Here is a 17,439-nt window from a genome sequence, read left to right on the forward strand (position 1 = left end):
ACGTTGATCGGCAACGTATCGATCAGCACCTCACTCGCCACCGCCACCTGTAACGTCGGCGTCATCGACGGCACCGTGCAGTCGGACGGCACCATGCTGAACGTCCTGGCCTACAACTTCAGCAACAGCCCCGGCCCGCAGTGCCCCAACAGCGCCGGCGGCCAGTCCACCGTGACCGCGGTCGGGCTCCCCTGGAACAACGGCAACGTCACCTACGCCCCGGTGCCCAACGGCCGCGACGGCACCATAGCCCTCAACAGTGTCAAGGTCACCTCGACGAGCACCGGCTGGTTCGGCACCATCAACTGCACCTACCGGGGATCCGGCGCCGGCAACAGCATCGTCCTGGACGCCTTCAACCCCACCAACACCAACCGCCCGCAGCCCGTGGTGCAGGCCCAGGCCAGGGCTGTCAACTACAGCCTCAACAAGGACAGCGGCAGCATCCTGTGCCCCGGCACGGCCACCTTCAGCGCCACGTTCCAGCTTCTCGGTGAGACCACCGCCAACTCGGGCGTCTACGACCAGAAACTCCACCTCACCTCCTGAGAACCCCTGAGCGGTCCCGTCCGCCCAGCAGGGCCGGCCCGCCTCTCCCGCACCCGCGCGAGAGGCGGGCCATGCCGTCCGCGTACCGCGCGGGCCGTGCGCACCGCACGGGCCGCCCTCCACCGCCGGGAGCCCCGATGCCACGAGGTCCGATGCCACGAGGTCAGGCGCCGGCAAGCGCGGGGTCCGGGCTAGACGCGGGCGCACGCGCACAGCGCCTCCGAGTGGCCCGCGGCCTGGCAGCTCAGCGCCCGCGCGGCCTGGTAGACGCAGAGCAGGGCCCAGATCTCCTGGGCCACCATCTCCGGGCTCCGCGAGCGCAACACGGCCGCCGGTCCCCGGCGGCCGGAGCAGAGCCAGGCCAGCGCGCTGTCCAGGACCCACCGCTCGGCATAGCGCGCCGCCAGCTCGGCGGCGGACGCCTGCTCCGGGTCGACCAGCGTGGTGATCAGCCATTCCGTGCCCGGCAGGGGGATGACCCGCAGGGGCGGGCCGCCCAGGCCGACCGGCCGGGACAGGTAGGAGCCGTCCTCGAAACCGCGCCCCACGGGGAGCGCGTCGGCTCCGGTCATCCCCCACAGCAGGTGCGTGCCGGTCTCGACCGCCTGGCACCACAGGTCGAACCCCCGCGAGCCCGAACGGGCGAGCAGCAACATGTCGGACTCCAGGCAGCGCAGCAGCCTCCGGGCCAGGGTGTCCTGCTCCACGGCCGAACCGCCGAACGTCGCGTCGATCAGCGCGTGCGTACCGTTCTCGGCCACGGCCACCACCCGGACGCGGGGGAGGCCGGCCACCCCGTCAGGATGGCCGAAGGCCGAGTTGTCATGGGTCTCGGGGACGACCAGCGTCGTGCCGTCCATCGTGACCAGCCGGAGACCGGCCAGCCACGACCTGGGTGCCTGGGGGTGCGCCACCGGGCCGCTCACCCGGTAGAAGAGCACGCGCAGGGGTTCGGCGCCGAGCCGTGCGCGGGCCCGGCTGATGGCCGAGGCGCTGGGCGGCTCCCAGGTGTGGACCCAGCGCGACCGCCACGCCAGGCCGTTCAGCAGCAGGCGCATGACCTGGTCGTAGTTCTTGTCGGAGAACAGGCACAGGGCCAGCACGTAGTAAATCGTCAGACGGGCCGGCAGCGCCCGCCGCCGCCGCTCCGCGCATCCGCAGACCTCTATCACCTCGTCGAGCAGCGATGTCGGAAAGACAGATGTGAGAAAACCGATCGACAGCTGATCTGCCAGCCGACCACCGCCTGACGGAGTCTTCACCTGCGTAACTCTGCCTGAAAGCGCGCCGTGCACGTTATAAGCAAGTGCCTGACTTTTCCGGTGAACCGCGTCGAGATTGACAAGTGACATGCGCTTGAGGAAAGCGCTGTCACAGGCGAAACACCGGCACCCCGCGGGCTACGTCCCGGGGGCCCGGACGGGCGGCCGGAGGCCGGTGGTGGAGGGCCGGACGGCCGGTGGCTGAGGGGCCGTCCAGTCGGCCAGGAGCCGGAGCGCCGTCTCCGAGGGGCTGCCGGGTTCGGTGGTGTGGACGCACATGGTCTGGTCGGCGTCGCCGGGGAAGACGACCGACTCGTAGGACAGGACGAGCTCGCCCACGACGGGGTGGTGGTAGCGCCTGGTGCCGTGGGTGCGCTCGCGGAGGTTGCGGTCGGCCCACCAGGTCCGGAACTCCTCACTCTTGACGGCCAGCTCGCCGACGAGCTCGGCGAGCTGCGGGTCGTCGGGGTGGCGGCCGGCGTCCAGGCGGAGGGCGGCGACGGTCTCGGCGGCGACGGTGTCCCAGTCGAGGTAGAGGTCGCGCGCGGCCTCGTCGAGGAACATGTGGCGGGTCAGGTTGCGTTCGCGCTGCGGCAGCGCGTCGAAGTCGGTGATCAGGGCGCGGGCGAGGCGGTTGGCGGCCAGCACGTCCGTGCGCCGGCCGAGGATGAGCGCCGGGGCCACGCCGGCGAGGGCCTCCAGTATCCGGTGCAGCCCGGGGCGCACGCGCTGCGGCCGCGCGGGCGTGCGGCGGCGGGTGGGCCGGGGCGCGGACCGGCCGAGCTCGAAGAGGTAGGCGCGCTCCACCCCGTCCAGGCGCAGCGCGCGGGCGACGGCGTCCAGGACGCTCTCCGAGACGTTGACGTGGCGGCCCTGCTCCAGGCGGGTGTAGTAGTCCACGCTGACGCCGGCGAGGCGGGCGAGCTCCTCCCGGCGCAGGCCGGGCACCCGGCGGGTGCCACCGGTGGCGGGCACGCCCGCCTGCTGGGGGCTCAGGCGTGCGCGGCGGCTGCGCAGGAACTCCCTGAGCTCGGCGTTGTGGTCCACGTTCTCCAGTGTGCGCCCGCCGCCGTCCCCGGGCCGCCCCGAGGGCGGGCCGGGCCGTGCATGGCCATCGCGTCGCGGTAGCCGGCCAGGCGGTCCTGGCCGACGGGGACGTCGAGGGGGCCGGTGATGGTCGCGATGCGCCGGCAGCCGCGGGCTATCAGGTGGTCGGCGGGAGACACCCGCGGCTCGGGCCACGTCTTCCAGCGTGGGAGCCCCCGATGTCAGCGGGAGATCTTCGCTCATACGGCCTTTGCAACACGGTGGGAGAGCGCTCTCCGGGCCGGTGCGCCGGAGCCTGCGGGGTCCGCGGGAGGGCGGGCGAGGGGACCATGATCTGCGGCGCCGTACGGCAGGCGGCCCCTCCCCGCCGGGGCGAGGCGAGGTACCGTCGTCTTATCGGAACTCAGCCACCGGGGGAGCCGCTATGCCAAGCGATCCCGACCACGTGCTCGACGCCATCGACGGAGTCGTCGACGAGTGGCTCGCCATGAGCGAGGACTCCATGCGCTGGGCACCACCCGAAAAAGCCCCGCCGAGGCGGCAGCTCGCCTTACCGGCGCCGCCCCTGCCGGGGGTCTCCGCGGAGTTCATGCATGATGTCGGCATCGTGTTCGGCGCCCAGGCGCAGGCCGTGGTGGAAGCGGTGACGGAGGTCTTCCGCCCGCTGGGCGAGGGGCTGGCCGGCGCCCTCGCCGCGGTCCTCGACAGCCCCGCCGTACGGCAGCTCGTCGAGCTGGTCGACCCGCCCGAGGAGCGCGCGTCCCCCGACCCCGTCGAGGGCGGCGAGCACCGGGACGGACCGTCGCCCGCGCCGCCGTCGCCGGACGGGTATCCATGACGGGTGGGTGCCCGCTGTCCGGGCAGGCATCCATGACGGGCGGGCGTCCGCCGTCCGGGTGATCCGTGATCCGTCGGCGGCGCGCCCGGCGCCGTGGCGTGCCCGCCCCGCTCCGCGCGGCCCGTCACAGGCTCCGCGGCAGCTCGTAGGTCTCGGCGATCAGCTCGTAGGAGCGGATCCGGTCCGCGGTGCTGTGGACCAGCGTGGTGATCATCAACTCGTCGGCCTCGGTGCGCTTGCGCAACTCCTCAAGGCCCGCCCGCACCTGGGCGGGGTCCCCGTGCACCACGTTGGACAGGTAGTCGTCCATGATCTGCTGCTCCACCGGGCTGTAAGGGTAGGCCTCGGCCTCCTCGGGGGTGGGGACCGGCTGCGGGGCCCCGCGGCGCAGGCGCAGCATGGACAGCCCGCCCGAGCGGGCCATGCGGAGCGCCTGTTCCGGGGTGTCCGCGGCGACGGCGGAGACGCCGATCATCGCGTACGGCCGGTCGAGCACCGCCGAGGGCTGGAAGGTCGAGCGGTAGAGGTCCAGGGCGGGGATGGTGTTCGCCGAGCTGAAGTGGTGGGCGAACGCGAACGGCAGCCCGAGCAGGCCGGCGAGCTGGGCGCTGAAGCCGCTGGATCCGAGGAGCCAGATCGGCGGCCGACCCGACTCGGGCGACCGCGGAGTGGCGACGACCTTCTCGAGCGGATGGCCCGCCGGGAACGCGCCGTCCAGGAAGGCGGTCAGCTCGGCGAGCTGCTCGGGGAAGTCGTCGGCGTCCAGGCCGTGGCGGCGCAGCGCCCGGGCCGTGGCGGGGTCGGTGCCCGGGGCCCGGCCGAGCCCGAGGTCGATGCGGCCCGGATGCAGCGCGTGGAGAGTGCCGAACTGCTCGGCGACGATCAGGGGCGCGTGGTTGGGCAGCATCACGCCGCCGGAGCCCAGCCGGATGGTCGTGGTCGCCGCGGCCAGGTGGGCGATCAGCACGGCGGGGGAGGAGCTGGCCACCGAGGGCATCCCGTGATGTTCGGCGACCCAGATCCGGTGGTAGCCCAGCTTCTCCGCCCGCCTGGCCAGCTCGGTGCTCGCCCGCAGGGTCTCGGTGGCGCTCACACCCGAACCGACCGTGGCCAGTTCGAGGATCGACAGGGGGACGTCGGAGGTGCCGCGGGCCGCGCCACGGATGTTGTCTTCAACCATGACAGCGGCAACCCTGGCTAAGCGGAGGTTTATTCCGGTTAGCCAGGACGGACTGAGATCAGACCGCGGCCCGGGTCCGGCGAGTGGTCTGTCCCCCGTGAGGCGATTAGACCAGATGGATCGGGGGCAGGAAACGCAACATGGCACAGGGGGGATGGATCTCCCGCTGGCCGGTGATCCGCCAGCTCAGGGGAGAGGACGGCCGGGGCGACGCCGCCCGGTCGGCCCGGACCGACGCGCTGCGGCCCCGGACCGAGGAGGCGGACACGGTCGCCAGATCGATCTGCCCCTACTGCGCGGTCGGCTGCGGCCAGCTCGTCTACGTCAAGGACGGCGCGGTCACCCAGATCGAGGGCGACCCCGACTCGCCGATCTCGCGCGGGCGGCTCTGCCCCAAGGGGTCGGCGAGCAAGCAGCTCGTCACCCACCCGGGCCGGCAGACCCGCGTGCTCTACCGGCGGCCGCACGGCACCGACTGGGAGCCGCTGGATCTCGAGACCGCGATGGACATGATCGCCGACCGGGTGCTGCGGACCCGGCGGGAGACCTGGCAGCAGGAGGAGAAGGGCAAGGTCGTACGGCGCACCATGGGCATCGCCGGCCTGGGCGGGGCGACGCTCGACAACGAAGAGAACTACCTGATGAAGAAGCTGTACACCGCCCTCGGCGCGATCCAGGTGGAGAACCAGGCGCGTATTTGACACTCCTCCACCGTCCCCGGTCTGGGGACCAGCTTCGGGCGTGGTGGCGCGACGGACTTCCAGCAGGATCTGGCCGAATCCGACTGCATCGTCATCCAGGGCTCCAACATGGCCGAATGCCACCCGGTGGGCTTCCAGTGGGTGGTCGAGGCCAGGGCGCGGGGGGCGAAGGTCTTCCACGTCGACCCGCGCTACACCAGGACCAGCGCGCTCGCCGACAAGCACGTGCCGATCCGCGCGGGCAGCGACATCGTCCTGCTCGGCGCGCTGATCAACCACGTGCTCGCCAACGGGCTGGACTTCCGCGAGTACGTCCTGGCCTACACCAACGCCTCGACGATCGTCTCCGAGCGCTTCCAGGACACCGAGGACCTGGACGGGCTGTTCTCCGGCTTCGACCCGGACACGCGCAAGTACGACCCGTCGAGCTGGTCCTACGAGGGCGCGCACGAGGAGGCCGCCGCCGGGCTGCGCGACGAGCAGCTGGAGGGCGGTCCCCGCCATGCCGAGGAGGCGGGGGCCGAGCAGTACGGCTCCGGCGGCGCCGCGATGCTCGCCAGGCCGCCCACCGACCCGACGCTGACCCACCCGCGCTGCGTCTACCAGATCCTCAAACGGCACTTCGCCCGCTACACCCCGGAGACGGTGGCCGAGCTGTGCGGCATCTCCCAGGAGGACTTCGCCGAGCTCGCCGGGGCGGTCACCGCGAACTCCGGCCGGGAGCGGACCACCGCGTGGGTCTACTCGGTCGGCTGGACCCAGCACTCGGTGGGCGTGCAGTACATCCGCACGGCCGCGATCCTGCAGCTGCTGCTGGGCAACATGGGCCGCCCCGGCGGCGGCATCCTGGCGCTGCGCGGCCACGCCAGCATCCAGGGCTCCACCGACATCCCGACGCTGTTCAACATCCTGCCGGGATACCTGCCGATGCCGCACGCCCACCGGTCCGAGGGGCTGGCGGAGTATCTGGCAAGGGTGGGCGCCGACACCGGTTTCTGGGGCCGCAAGCGCTCCTACATGGTGAGCCTGCTCAAGGCGTGGTGGGGTGACGCGGCCACCGAGGACAACGACTTCTGCTTCGGTCACCTGCCGCGCCTGACCGGCGACCACGGCCACTTCACGACCGTGATGAACCAGATCGGCGGCACCGTGAAGGGCTACTTCGTGGTGGGGGAGAACCCGGCGGTCGGCTCCTCCGGTGGCAGGGCGCAGCGGCTCGGGCTGGCCAACCTCGACTGGCTGGTGGTGCGCGACCTGACGCTGGTGGAGACGGCCACCTTCTGGAAGGACGGCCCCGAGCTGGAGACCGGGGAGATGCGCACTGAGGACATCGGCACCGAGGTGTTCTTCCTGCCCGCGGCCAGCCACGTGGAGAAGGAGGGCACCTTCACCAACACGCAGCGGCTGCTGCAGTGGCGGGAGAAGGCGCTCGACCCGCCGGGCGACTGCCGTAGCGACCTGTCGTTCTACTACCACCTCGGCAAGCGCATCAGGCAGCGGCTGTCCGACGACGAGATCGACCGGCCGCTGCGCGAGCTGACCTGGGACTACCCGGAGGAGGGCGAGCACCGGGAGCCCTCGGCGGAGGCGGTGCTGCGCGAGATCAACGGCACCGGTCCCGACGGGCGGGCGCTGTCGGCCTACACCGAGCTCAAGCCCGACGGCTCCACCCGGTGCGGCTGCTGGATCTACTGCGGGGTCTACGCCGACGAGGTCAACCAGGCGGCCCGGCGCAGACCGCGCGGCGAGCAGAGCCGGGTCGCGCCCGAATGGGGCTGGGCGTGGCCGGCCAACCGGCGCATTCTCTACAACCGGGCCTCCGCCGACCCCGAGGGCCGCCCGTGGAGCGAGCGCAAGGCCTATGTCTGGTGGGACGCCGACAGGGGCGAGTGGACCGGGGACGACGTGCCGGACTTCGAGAAGGACAAGCCGCCGGACTATCTTCCGCCCGAGGGCGCCGAGGCCGAGGACGCGCTGGCCGGGACCGACCCGTTCATCATGCAGGCCGACGGCAAGGGCTGGCTGTTCGCCCCGGCCGGACTGGCCGACGGGCCGCTGCCGGCGCACTACGAGCCGCACGAGTCGCCGGTGCGCAACACGCTGTACGGCCGGCAGTCCAACCCCGCGCGCAAGATTTACCACGGCCCCGTGACGCCCTACAACCCGCCGTTCTCGCCGCGCTTCCCCTACGTGCTCACGACCTACCGGCTCACCGAGCACCACACCGCCGGCGCCATGAGCCGGCCGCTGCCCTATCTGGCCGAGCTCCAGCCCGAGCTGTTCTGCGAGGTCTCCCCGCAGCTCGCCGCCGAGGTGGGGCTGGTCAACGGGGGCTGGGCGACGATCGTGACCTCGCGCACCGCGATCGAGGCCCGCGTCCTGGTGACCGAGCGCGTCCGGCCGCTGCGGATCGAGGGCCGGCCGGTCCACCAGGTCGGCCTGCCCTACCACTGGGGCTGGGGCAGCGGCGGCCTGGCCACCGGTGACGTCGCCAACGACCTGCTGCCCATAGTGCTCGACCCGAACGTCTACATCCAGGAGGGCAAGGCCATGACCTGTGACCTGCGGCCCGGTAGGCGCCCCCGGGGAGAGGCCCTGCTCGCCCTGATCGAGGAGTACCGCCATGACTGAGCGGATGGGGTTCTTCACCGACACGAGCGTCTGCATCGGCTGCAAGGCGTGCGAGGTCGCCTGCAAGGAGTGGAACGACGTCCCCGACGACGGCTTCGTCTTCCGGGCCACCTCCTACGACAACACCGGGAGCCTGGGGGCGAGCACCTGGCGCCACGTGGCCTTCATCGAGGAGCTGAGCCGGGTGCCGGCCGGCCCCGGGCAGAGCGGCGACGGCGGGTCCGAGGGGATCGAGGGCTGGCTGATGTCATCGGATGTGTGCAAGCACTGCACGCACGCCGCGTGCCTGGACGTCTGCCCGACCGGGGCGCTGTTCCGCACCGAGTTCGGCACGGTGGTGGTGCAGGCGGACGTCTGCAACGGCTGCGGCTACTGCGTGCCGGCCTGCCCCTACGGCGTGATCGACCGCAGGGAGCGCGACGGCCGGGCGTTCAAGTGCACGATGTGCTACGACCGCCAGCTCGGCGGGCTGGAGCCGGCCTGCGCCAAGGCCTGCCCGACCGATTCCATCCAGTTCGGGCCGCTGGAGGAGCTGCGGACCCGCGCCGAGGAGCGGGTGGAGCGGCTGCACGAGGAGGGCAGGCCGCAGGCCCGGCTGTACGGCGCGAGCCCCGGCGACGGGGTGGGCGGCGCCGGCGCGTTCTTCCTGCTGCTCGCCGACCCCGAGGTGTACGGCCTGCCCCCCGATCCGGTGGTCACCACCAGGGACCTGCCGACGATGTGGCGGTGGGCCGCGGGGGCGGCGCTCTCCCTCGTCGGCGCGGTCGCCGTGTCGTTCCTGGGGAGAGGTTGATGGGCGGGGTCGGCGCCCGCGGGCGCCGCCGGGGGTGGCGGCGGTGACGCGGGAGCGGGAGATGGTGCCGGAGGCGGAGTTCCGGTCCTACTACGGGCAGCCGGTGATCAAGCCCCCGGTCTGGCACGAACCCCACATGCCGGCATATCTCTACCTGGGCGGCCTGTCCGGGGCGTCGTCGGTGATGGGGGCGGCGGCCCGGCTCTCCGGGCACGGCCGGCTCGCGCGCACCGCCGGGGTCACCGCGGCGCTCGGAGCCACCGCCGGAGCGGCTTTCCTGGTCGCCGAGCTCGGCAGGCCGGAGCGGTTCCTCAACATGCTGCGTGTTTTCAAGCCCACCTCGCCGATGAGCATGGGCTCCTGGATCCTGGCCGTCCACAGCGGGCTGACGGCGCTCGCCGCCGCCTCCGAGGTCGCCGGCGCGCGGCCCGCCTCCCGGCCCGCCGTAGCCCGGCCCGCTATCCGGGTCACCGGCGCGCGGCCCGCCTCCCGGGTCACCTCCCGGCCCGGCGCGCGGCCCGTCTCCCGGGTCGCCGGTTACCTGCCCTCCGCGGTCGCCGCCGTACTGCCTCTCGCGGGCGGCGCCGCGAGCCTGATCGCCGGGGTGGCCACCGGGCCGCTGATGGCCACCTACACCGCGGTGCTCCTGGCCGACACCGCCGTGCCCGCCTGGCACGAGGCGCACCGGGAGCTGCCGTTCATGTTCGCCGGGAGCGCGCTGGCCAGCGCGGGAGCCGCGGGCATGCTGGCCACGCCCCGCGCGGAGGCGGGCCCGGCCCGTGCCGTGGCCGTGCTCGGCGCCGCCGTGGAGACGGCCGCCGGTGCGGTGCTGGAGCGCCGCCTCGGCCTGGCGGGCGAGCCGTACCACCAGGGGAAGGCGGGCCGCCGGATGCGGGCGGCCCGCGTCCTGACGGCGGGCGGCGGCCTGCTCGCCACGGTCGCCGGCCGCAGCCGCGCCCTCACCGCGCTGTCCGGTCTCGCCCTCACCACGGGCTCGCTGCTGGTCCGCTTCGGCGTCCTGGAGGCCGGCAGGGCGTCGGCCGCCGACCCGAAGTACACGGTGGTGCCCCAGCGCCGGCGCCTGGCGGCCGGGGAGCCGGCCTCGCTCCCGCCGCCGGCCCGGACATGGCCGTAGCGGCCCGGCAGGCCCGCCCCGCCCGCCTGTCCGGCCTGCTCCGGTCGCCCCGCCCGGCTGCCCTGTTCCACCCGGCCTGGCCGCCCGCCCGCAACGGTCCGGCGCGGGCGGGCCCGCCCGGAGGGCTCAGCGCAGCCGCAGGGCCGGGCCGTCGAAGGCGACGAGCTCGCCGATGACCGGGGCGCCGGGGATCTCGCCCGCCACCAGCAGGCCGCCGGAGGTCTGGGCGTCGGCCAGCAGCAGCAGGTCCTCCTCGCCGGTGCGGCCGGGATCGAGGTGGGACTCCACCCAGGCCAGATTGCGCCGGGTGCCGCCGCTGACATAGCCGTCCCGCACCGCCTCGCGGGCCCCCTCCAGGTACGGCACGGCCGCCACGTCGACCACCGCCGTGACGCCGCCCGCCCTGGCCAGCTTGTACAGGTGGCCGAGCAGGCCGAATCCGGTCACGTCCGTGGCGCACCCGGCGCCGGCGGCGAGCGCCGCCCGGGAGGCGTCCCGGTTCAGCGTGGTCATCGCGGCGACCGCCTGCGGGAAGACCTCGCCGGTCGCCTTGTGCCGGGTGTTGAGCACGCCGACGCCGAGCGGCTTGGTGAGGGAGATCGGCAGCCCCGGCCGCCCCGCGTCGATGCGCAGCAGCCGGCCGGGATCGGCCAGGCCGGTGACGGCCATGCCGTACTTCGGCTCCGGGTCGTCGACGCTGTGGCCCCCCGCGACATGACACCCCGCGGCCCCGGCCACGTCCAGGCCGCCGCGCAGCACCTCCTTCGCCAGATCCATCGGCAGCCTCTCGCGTGGCCAGCCGAGCAGGTTGACCGCCACCAGCGGCTCCCCGCCCACCGCGTAGACGTCCGACAGGGCGTTGGCCGCCGCGATCCGCCCCCAGTCGTAGGGGTCGTCCACCACGGGCGTGAAGAAGTCGGCCGTGGCCACGATCGCCCGGCCCCCCTCGATGCGGACCACGGCGGCGTCGTCCCCGTCGTCGAGCCCGATGACCAGCTCTCCGGCGGGGGAGGGGAGGTCCCGGCCGTCCGGCCGTGGGCCGTCGAGCAGGCCCGCGACGACCTCCTCCAGCTCGCCGGGTGGGATCTTGCAGGCGCAGCCGCCCCCGTGGGCGTACCGCGTCAGCCGGACCGCCTCCCGCGCCGGTCCCCGTGAGGATGGGGGAGCGGGGACCCCCCGCTCCGCTGCTCTCGCCATGCGGCACTCCCTGGTAGGCCTGCGACGGTCCACGTGGGGAGCGCGGCGCGCCGTCCCCACACGTGCTGCCTGGGGCTTTACCCACCTGCTGTTAGGTTCTCCCCTGGAGGCGTGTGGGTGCCTGGTGGCCCCCGCGGTCTTCAAAACCGACGAGGCCGAGGTTCTCGGCCTGGCGGGTTCGATTCCCGTCCGCCTCCGCCACCCTGAATTGCCGGACAGGTCTCAGCGCTCCGGCGCGGAGTCCGAGATCGTCAGGCCAGGGAGAGCAGGCCCGGGATGTCGGCCACACCGGGCAGCAGGTGGGTGTGGCGGGCCGCGCCGAGCGCGGTGGCGTCCAGGCCGCCGGTGAGCACCCCGACCACGATGCCCGCGCCCGCGTTGGAGCCGGCTTCGAGGTCACGGACCGTGTCGCCCGCCGTGAGCACCCGGCTGACGTCACGGACGCCGGTCGCCTCCATCGCCCGGAAGATCATGTACGGTGCCGGGCGCCCGGCGGCGACGTCGTCCACGCACACGACCGCGTCGAGGACCCCGTCCCCCCAGCCGATCCGTGCCAGCAGCGCGTCGGTCACGCCCCGGTCGAAGCCGGTGGTGAGGGCCACCTTGACACCGGCGGCGCGCAACGTGGCGAGGGCCTCGGGGACACCGGGCAGGGGCGCCGGCGGCCGGTCGGCGTACGCGGCGTCCAGGCGGTCGCGGAAGTCGGCGAAGACGGCGTCGACGGTGCTCCTTCCAGGAGCGCCGCCCGGCTCTCCGGTGAGCAGCGCGGTGATGGCTTCGCGCTTGTCGGCGCCCATCCACCGCCGGATGTCGGCGGGGGTCGGACGGCCGCCCGCGGCGCGCACGGCCTCCTCAAGAGCGATGTAGACGGCGCCGTGCTCCTCGACGGTGGTGCCGGCGATGTCCAGAACTGCCAGTTCGATCATGACGTGTGTCCTCAGGGGTGTCGGGTGGGGCTGCTCAGCCGGCCGATGCCGGTGTGGGCGGGTCGTCGCGCTGCGGGTGGGGCGGCTCGTGCCGGTTCGAGCTGCGCAGCAGTGCCGGGTGGGCCTGCTGGGAGTTCTCGATGGTGAAGGAGACGATGTCGGGCCGGTAGCGGTCGTCGGAGTACTCGACGGGCTCGCCGGTGGCGGAGGAGGTACGGCGGCGCTCGCGCAGCAGGGGCGCCCCGGGGGAGATCTTCAGGAGCGCGGCGTCGGTGTCGTCGGCGGTGATCGCGTCGATGACGTGGCGGGCCACGCTGAGGTCCACGCCATGGCTGCTCAGATAGGCGAAGACCGACCCGGAGTCGCAGTCGTGGTCGAAGAGCAGCCGGCCGACGGGCCAGACGAACGTGGTGCGTTCGATCATCGTGGGCAGCCCGTCCAGCAGTCGCAGCCGCAGGAGCTGGACGACCGGTTCCCCCTCCTCCAGCCCCAGTGCGTCGGCGGCCTCCGGCGACGCCGGCCGCCGGGCGATCTCCAGGGTGCGCTGGCCCGGCGTCCGACCCATCCCTTCGGCCCACCGGGAGAACGACAGGAACGTCTCGAAGGGCTGGGATATCGCCTGACTGCGCACCACCGGAGGCTTGCCCCGACCGCCGTCGACCAGCCCTTCGGCGCGCAGCGCGGCAAGTGCCTGGCGGACCGGTCCGCGGGAGGCCCCCCACCCCTCGCACAACTGCGACTCGGAGGGCACAGCCGCGCCCACCGGTAGCTCACCGGAGACGATACGGCGGCGCAGATCGGATGCGATGCGCTCGTGCAGGGGTCCGTCCATGCGACTTGACAATACAGGAGCGCGAGTGAGGGCCGGAAGCGTCAGTGTCGAGAAAAGCGCTTGGAGCTGCTGAAATGAAGTCCAGGCGAACAGCGGGTGACGTGTCGTTCGCCGCTCTTGACGGCGGGCTGCGATGCTGAGCATCTTACTTGTCATGACAAGTTATCTGCTGCGGAACCAGCCACTCGACTCCGCCGACCTCGTCATCGTCGGCGCGGGCATCGTGGGCCTCGCGCACGCCGTGGACGCGGTACGCCGCGGCTTGTCCGTCACCGTTGTCGAACGCGACGAGCGGGCCACCGGCGCCTCGGTGCGCAACTTCGGGCACGGCTGTTTCACGGTCCAGGACGGCGACGCCCTCCGGTACGCGACGACCGCCCGGACCACCTGGCTGCGCCTGGCCAGGGAGGCCGGGTTCTGGCTCCGCGACGGTGGCACCGTCGTCGTCGCGCGGGCCGAGGACGAGTACACGGTCCTGGAGGAGTTCCACGCCGCCCGCGGCGACCAGGTGGTGCTGCTCGACCCGGCCGAGGTGGCCGACAGGGTGCCCGCCGGTCCGGGCGTGACCGGTGGCGCCTGGCTGCCGATGGACGTGCGCGTCGACCCGCGGGAGGCCGCGCACGCGATCGCCGGCTGGCTGGCCGCCCAGGGTGTTCGGTTCCACTGGGGCACCACGGTGCACACCGTCGAGCCGGACTTGGTGGGCACCAGCCGGGGGCGGATCCGGGCCGGGCGGGTGGTGGTGGCGGTGGGACACGATGTGGACCGCCACTTCCCGGAGCTGGCGGAACAGGCCGCGGTGCGCCGCTGCGCCCTGCACATGCTGCGCGTTCACGACCCGCACGGCCGAGCGGTGGACCCCGCGGTGCTCAGCGGTTTCTCGCTCCTGCGCTACGACGGCTTCGCCGCCTGCCCCACCCTGCCGGCGCTCCGCGCGCGGCTGGAGGCGGACCACCCGGCCCTGCTCGCCGCCGGGCTGAACCTGATGTTCACCCAGCGCCCGGACGGCGATCTCGTCATCGGCGACACCCACGCCTACGCCACCACCCTCGAACCGTTCAACGCCGACGAACTCGACCGGCACGTCCTGGCCGAGACGGGACGCCTGCTCGGCGTCGACCGCCTCACGGTGCGCGAGCGCTGGCGCGGCGTGTACGCCTCGGCCGCGCGGCCGTTCCTGGTCGCCACGCCCATGTCCGGCGTCCGGGTGGTCTCCGTCACCTCCGGCATCGGGATGACCACCGCGCTCGGTCTGGCCCCGGAGGTCCTCGACGACCTGCTGGGCTGACCCCGGCCCGCGACCGCGGCCCCCGCTCGCCATCCCTGCCCCTGCTCCCGCCCCCCTGCCCCTGTTCCCGCCCCCGGCTGTTCCCGCCCCCGGCCCGTCAACCGCGGCCCGCCGGACGTGCGCGGGACCGATCGCACCGTCTCCGCCGGTGAACGACCGGCCCCCTAGGAAGAGAGAACCCCATGCGTACACGACGTCTCCTGGCCGCCGTGGCGGCGGCCTCGGCCCTGCTTCCCCTCCTCTCCGGCTGTGGCGGCACCGGAGCGTCCGGCGCCGCCGGAGCGTCCGGCGCCGCCGGTGTGACCTGCCCCGGCGGCAGGGTCCGTTTCGGCATCGAGCCCTATGAGGACCCGGCCAAGCTCAAGCCCGCCTACGAGGTCCTCGCCGCCGCGTTGCAGCGCAAGCTCGGCTGCCCGGTGGAGTTGAAGGTCGTCGAGGACTACTCGGCCGAGGTGCTGGCGATGCGCAACGGCCAGCTGGAGCTGGCCCAGTTCGGGCCGCTCGGCTACGTGTTCGCCAGCCGGATGGCCGACGCGCGGGCCGTCGCCTCGTTCGCCGACGCGAAGGGCGCTCTGACCACCTACACCGGCGGCATCTGGGTGCCGGCGGAGTCGCCGATCACCTCGGTCAAGGACCTCGCCGGCAAGTCCCTCGCCCTGTCCAGCCCCGGCTCGACCTCCGGCGACGCCCTGCCCCGGTATGCGCTCAAGTCCGCGGGCCTCGCCGAGTCCAGCGTGCGGATCAATTACGCGGGCGGGCACCCCGAGGCGCTGCTCGCCCTGGTCAACGGCAAGGCGGACGCGGCTGAGATCAACAGTCAGCAGCTCGCGACCGCGCAGGCCGCCGGCACCTTCGACCCGTCGAAGTACCGCCGGATCTGGAGCTCCGAGCCGGTCCCGAACGACCCGATCACCGTGCACGGCAAGCTCGACCAGCGGTTCCGCGAGGCGGTCGCCAAGGCGCTGCTCGAACTGGACGCCGCCGACGTCGCCAAGGTCGGCGCCTTCCTCGACGTCGATCCGCCCGGTCCGTTGGTCGCCGTGACCACGGAGACCTACAAGCCGCTGTTCGATCTCGCCGCCACGCTCAACCTGACCGAGAAGGACGCCTGACGATGATGCCCACCGAGGAGGCCCAGCAGGTGCCGCCGCCTGCCGGCCGGACGGCACCGGGCGGGAGTGGTCCTCCCGCGCTCCCCTCCAGGAGCGGGGTCGCCGACCTTCCCGCCGCCCCCTCCGCCTCCCCCGTGGAGGGGGCGGCGGACCCGGGCGTCGCGCTCGCGGTCCGGGGACTGCGCAAGTCCTTCTCCGGCAGGACGGTGCTGGACGCGCTGGATCTGCGGCTCCGGTCCGGGGAGTTCCTGGCACTGCTCGGCGCCAACGGCTGCGGCAAGTCCACCGCGCTGCGCTGCGTCGTCGGGCTGGAGACGCCCGACGGCGGCACGATCCACATCCACGGCCGCGAGGTCGGCGCGGCGCGGGACGCCGAGTCGGTACGGCTGCGCCGGCGGACGGCCATGGTCTTCCAGCAGGTTCATCTCGTCCGCCGCCGCAGCGTGCTCGACAACGTCTGCGCCGGGGCGCTCGGACGGCTGCCGCTGCGGCACTCGCTCACGCCGCTGCTGTTCCCCCGCGAGCTCCGGGAGGAGGCCATGGCCTGTCTGGACCGGGTCGGCCTGGCCGACCGCGCGGCCGAACCCGCCGGGCGCCTGTCCGGCGGGCAGCAGCAACGGGTCGCGATCGCCCGCGCCCTGTGCCAGCGGGCGAGCATCGTCCTGGCGGACGAGCCGGTGTCCGCCCTCGATCCGGCGGCCGCCGAACAGGTGGTCAGCCTGCTGGCCGAACTCGCCCGTGACCAGGGCCTCGCCGTCGCCGCCGTGCTTCACCAGCCCCTCCTCGCCCGCCGGCACGCCGACCGCGTCGTCGGTCTGCTGGGCGGGCGGGTCGCCGTCGACGCCCCCGCCGGGGCCCTCACCGAAGCGGATCTGGAGGCCCTCTACGCCCCCGACCGCCGTACCGCCGAGCAGGAGTACCGCTGAGCATGGACGTCCTCACACCGAGTAGACCGCTCGTCCCGCCACGGCGACGCCGGCCCTCGCCGACGACCGGCGTCGTCATCACGGTCCTGGTGGCCGCGCACGTCCTCGCCTGGCAGGGCACCGAGTTCTCCCCGGCGGCGCTCGTGGAGGGCTGGCGGGGAATGGCCGACTTCCTCGGCCAGGCCCTGCCGCCGGACCTGTCGTGGTCGCGGGTGCTCTCTCCCGGCATCCACGCCGCGCTCGTCACGCTCTACATCGGGCTGCTCGGCACCACGCTGTCCGTGCCCTTCGCACTCGGGCTCGCGCTTCTCTCGGCGCGGACGACGACGCCGAACCGGTGGGCCTACCAGGTCGGACGGTCGGTCCTGTCGTTCCTGCGGGCGGTGCCCGACGTCGTCTTCGCGCTGGTGTTCGTCACCGCCGTGGGGCTGGGCCCGTTCGCCGGCGTGCTCGCGCTGATCTTCCACAACACGGGGGTGATGGGCAAGCTGTGGGCGGAGGCGATGGAGGAGATCGACCTCGGTCCGCGCGACGCCCTGCGCACCAACGGCGCCTCCGGGCTCCAGGTGGCCCTGCACGCCGTGCTCCCGGCGGTGGTGCCGCAGTTCGTGGGCCTGCTGCTCTACCGGTTCGACGTCAACGTGCGCTCGTCCCTGGTGCTCGGCCTCGTCGGCGCCGGCGGCATCGGTTTCCTCGTCAACCAGTCGATCAAGCTCTTCCGGTTCGACGAGATGGCCACCCACCTCATGGTGGTGATGGTGCTCGTCGTCGCGGTCGACCAGCTCTCGGCCCATGTGCGCCGCCGGATCGGCGCCCGGTAGAGACCTGTTCGGGATCCGGACCTTCAGAGCGTGACGCGTCCGGAGACCGGTCGCCAGATCATTCGTGGCTGTATTCCTTCGACGACCGGTGCCCGATGAGTCCGTGGGAGCTGTTCCAGTGCGTGGTCCCGCCGGCGCCGACGCGGTTGCAGGGCGTCGACGAGTCGATGGTCGGACGATCTCGGCAGCGATCGTCGGGTG

The 17,439-nt window shown here is 73.3% G+C and carries 16 protein-coding genes and 1 tRNA gene; 10 read left to right on the plus strand and 7 right to left on the minus strand.

Annotated features, from left to right (window positions below):
• The coding region (locus ACWDS7_RS14920; RefSeq protein WP_451929728.1) for a hypothetical protein at window positions 1-549 on the plus strand (549 nt) is incomplete at its 5' end.
• Window positions 550-740: 191 nt separating this feature from the next.
• On the opposite strand, the gene ACWDS7_RS14925 is transcribed toward ACWDS7_RS14920, so the two are convergent.
• The 3 genes from ACWDS7_RS14925 to ACWDS7_RS14935 all read right to left on the minus strand — a co-directional run bounded on the left by ACWDS7_RS14925 (window position 741) and on the right by ACWDS7_RS14935 (window position 3,037).
• Window positions 741-1,811 carry a transposase domain-containing protein gene (locus tag ACWDS7_RS14925; RefSeq protein ID WP_451929729.1) on the minus strand — a complete coding sequence of 357 codons (1,071 nt, stop codon included), beginning with the start codon at window positions 1,809-1,811 and terminating at the stop codon, window positions 741-743.
• A 138-nt stretch (window positions 1,812-1,949) separates the two neighbouring features.
• Window positions 1,950-2,858: a helix-turn-helix transcriptional regulator gene (locus tag ACWDS7_RS14930; RefSeq protein WP_451929730.1), complete on the minus strand. Its 909-nt coding sequence runs from the start codon at window positions 2,856-2,858 to the stop codon at window positions 1,950-1,952.
• Complete coding sequence (locus ACWDS7_RS14935; RefSeq protein ID WP_451929731.1) at window positions 2,804-3,037, minus strand: substrate-binding domain-containing protein; 234 nt, start codon at window positions 3,035-3,037, stop codon at window positions 2,804-2,806. Before ACWDS7_RS14935 ends, ACWDS7_RS14930 begins: the two co-directional genes overlap by 55 nt.
• Window positions 3,038-3,282: 245 nt before the next feature.
• On the opposite strand from ACWDS7_RS14935, the gene ACWDS7_RS14940 reads away from it, so the two are divergent.
• Entirely contained in the window at window positions 3,283-3,696 is a 414-nt protein-coding gene (locus ACWDS7_RS14940) for a hypothetical protein (protein WP_451929732.1), read from the plus strand.
• A 124-nt stretch (window positions 3,697-3,820) separates the two neighbouring features.
• Here the strand turns inward: ACWDS7_RS14940 and ACWDS7_RS14945 are convergent, their stop codons facing one another.
• Window positions 3,821-4,876: an LLM class flavin-dependent oxidoreductase gene (locus tag ACWDS7_RS14945; protein ID WP_451929733.1), complete on the minus strand. Its 1,056-nt coding sequence runs from the start codon at window positions 4,874-4,876 to the stop codon at window positions 3,821-3,823.
• Between the two features lie 140 nt (window positions 4,877-5,016).
• Between ACWDS7_RS14945 and fdh the strand changes: the two genes are divergently transcribed.
• From fdh to nrfD, 3 genes are read left to right on the plus strand one after another with little or no spacing between them, the layout of a single operon-like run.
• A complete protein-coding gene (gene fdh, locus ACWDS7_RS14950) occupies window positions 5,017-8,208 on the plus strand; it encodes a formate dehydrogenase (RefSeq protein ID WP_451929734.1) in 3,192 nt (1,063 codons plus the stop codon).
• Window positions 8,201-9,001: a 4Fe-4S dicluster domain-containing protein gene (locus ACWDS7_RS14955; protein ID WP_306875232.1), complete on the plus strand. Its 801-nt coding sequence runs from the start codon at window positions 8,201-8,203 to the stop codon at window positions 8,999-9,001. Before fdh ends, ACWDS7_RS14955 begins: the two co-directional genes overlap by 8 nt.
• Window positions 9,002-9,044: 43 nt before the next feature.
• Window positions 9,045-10,136 carry an NrfD/PsrC family molybdoenzyme membrane anchor subunit gene (gene nrfD / locus ACWDS7_RS14960; RefSeq protein ID WP_451929735.1) on the plus strand — a complete coding sequence of 364 codons (1,092 nt, stop codon included), beginning with the start codon at window positions 9,045-9,047 and terminating at the stop codon, window positions 10,134-10,136.
• Window positions 10,137-10,262: 126 nt separating this feature from the next.
• Here the strand turns inward: nrfD and selD are convergent, their stop codons facing one another.
• Window positions 10,263-11,333: a selenide, water dikinase SelD gene (gene selD / locus ACWDS7_RS14965; RefSeq protein ID WP_451929736.1), complete on the minus strand. Its 1,071-nt coding sequence runs from the start codon at window positions 11,331-11,333 to the stop codon at window positions 10,263-10,265.
• Between the two features lie 105 nt (window positions 11,334-11,438).
• Between selD and ACWDS7_RS14970 the strand changes: the two genes are divergently transcribed.
• A tRNA-Sec gene (locus tag ACWDS7_RS14970) sits at window positions 11,439-11,534 on the plus strand.
• 50 nt (window positions 11,535-11,584) lie between these two features.
• On the opposite strand, the gene ACWDS7_RS14975 is transcribed toward ACWDS7_RS14970, so the two are convergent.
• Together ACWDS7_RS14975 and ACWDS7_RS14980 are read right to left on the minus strand one after the other, a co-directional pair.
• On the minus strand, window positions 11,585-12,259 hold the full coding sequence (locus ACWDS7_RS14975) for a phosphonatase-like hydrolase (RefSeq protein ID WP_306875225.1): 675 nt from the start codon (window positions 12,257-12,259) through the stop codon (window positions 11,585-11,587).
• A 34-nt stretch (window positions 12,260-12,293) separates the two neighbouring features.
• On the minus strand, window positions 12,294-13,091 hold the full coding sequence (locus ACWDS7_RS14980) for a GntR family transcriptional regulator (RefSeq protein WP_451929737.1): 798 nt from the start codon (window positions 13,089-13,091) through the stop codon (window positions 12,294-12,296).
• 154 nt (window positions 13,092-13,245) lie between these two features.
• On the opposite strand from ACWDS7_RS14980, the gene ACWDS7_RS14985 reads away from it, so the two are divergent.
• From ACWDS7_RS14985 to phnE, 4 genes are all read left to right on the plus strand, one after another.
• Window positions 13,246-14,379, plus strand: a complete 1,134-nt coding sequence (locus tag ACWDS7_RS14985) for a TIGR03364 family FAD-dependent oxidoreductase (RefSeq protein ID WP_451929738.1) — start codon at window positions 13,246-13,248, stop codon at window positions 14,377-14,379.
• A gap of 182 nt (window positions 14,380-14,561) precedes the next feature.
• On the plus strand, window positions 14,562-15,491 hold the full coding sequence (locus ACWDS7_RS14990; RefSeq protein WP_451929739.1) for a phosphate/phosphite/phosphonate ABC transporter substrate-binding protein: 930 nt from the start codon (window positions 14,562-14,564) through the stop codon (window positions 15,489-15,491).
• A gap of 2 nt (window positions 15,492-15,493) precedes the next feature.
• Window positions 15,494-16,417, plus strand: coding sequence for a phosphonate ABC transporter ATP-binding protein (locus ACWDS7_RS14995; RefSeq protein ID WP_451929740.1), 924 nt, complete (start codon window positions 15,494-15,496; stop codon window positions 16,415-16,417).
• A 2-nt stretch (window positions 16,418-16,419) separates the two neighbouring features.
• On the plus strand, window positions 16,420-17,238 hold the full coding sequence (phnE, locus tag ACWDS7_RS15000; RefSeq protein ID WP_451929741.1) for a phosphonate ABC transporter, permease protein PhnE: 819 nt from the start codon (window positions 16,420-16,422) through the stop codon (window positions 17,236-17,238).
• Window positions 17,239-17,439: the final 201 nt, after the last annotated feature.

This window comes from Streptosporangium sp. NPDC003464 (genome assembly GCF_053588315.1).

Excerpts from the sequence above, each read along its gene's own strand:
- ACWDS7_RS14995 (WP_451929740.1), top strand. The coding sequence starts at position 15,494 with ATGATGCCCACCGAGGAGGCCCAGCAGGTGCCGCCGCCTGCCGGCCGG.
- ACWDS7_RS14955 (WP_306875232.1), top strand. The coding sequence starts at position 8,201 with ATGACTGAGCGGATGGGGTTCTTCACCGACACGAGCGTCTGCATCGGC.
- phnE (WP_451929741.1), top strand. The coding sequence starts at position 16,420 with ATGGACGTCCTCACACCGAGTAGACCGCTCGTCCCGCCACGGCGACGC.
- ACWDS7_RS14945 (WP_451929733.1), bottom strand. The coding sequence starts at position 4,876 with ATGGTTGAAGACAACATCCGTGGCGCGGCCCGCGGCACCTCCGACGTC.
- ACWDS7_RS14985 (WP_451929738.1), top strand. The coding sequence starts at position 13,246 with ATGACAAGTTATCTGCTGCGGAACCAGCCACTCGACTCCGCCGACCTC.
- ACWDS7_RS14990 (WP_451929739.1), top strand. The coding sequence starts at position 14,562 with ATGCGTACACGACGTCTCCTGGCCGCCGTGGCGGCGGCCTCGGCCCTG.
- selD (WP_451929736.1), bottom strand. The coding sequence starts at position 11,333 with ATGGCGAGAGCAGCGGAGCGGGGGGTCCCCGCTCCCCCATCCTCACGG.
- ACWDS7_RS14940 (WP_451929732.1), top strand. The coding sequence starts at position 3,283 with ATGCCAAGCGATCCCGACCACGTGCTCGACGCCATCGACGGAGTCGTC.
- ACWDS7_RS14980 (WP_451929737.1), bottom strand. The coding sequence starts at position 13,091 with ATGGACGGACCCCTGCACGAGCGCATCGCATCCGATCTGCGCCGCCGT.
- ACWDS7_RS14975 (WP_306875225.1), bottom strand. The coding sequence starts at position 12,259 with ATGATCGAACTGGCAGTTCTGGACATCGCCGGCACCACCGTCGAGGAG.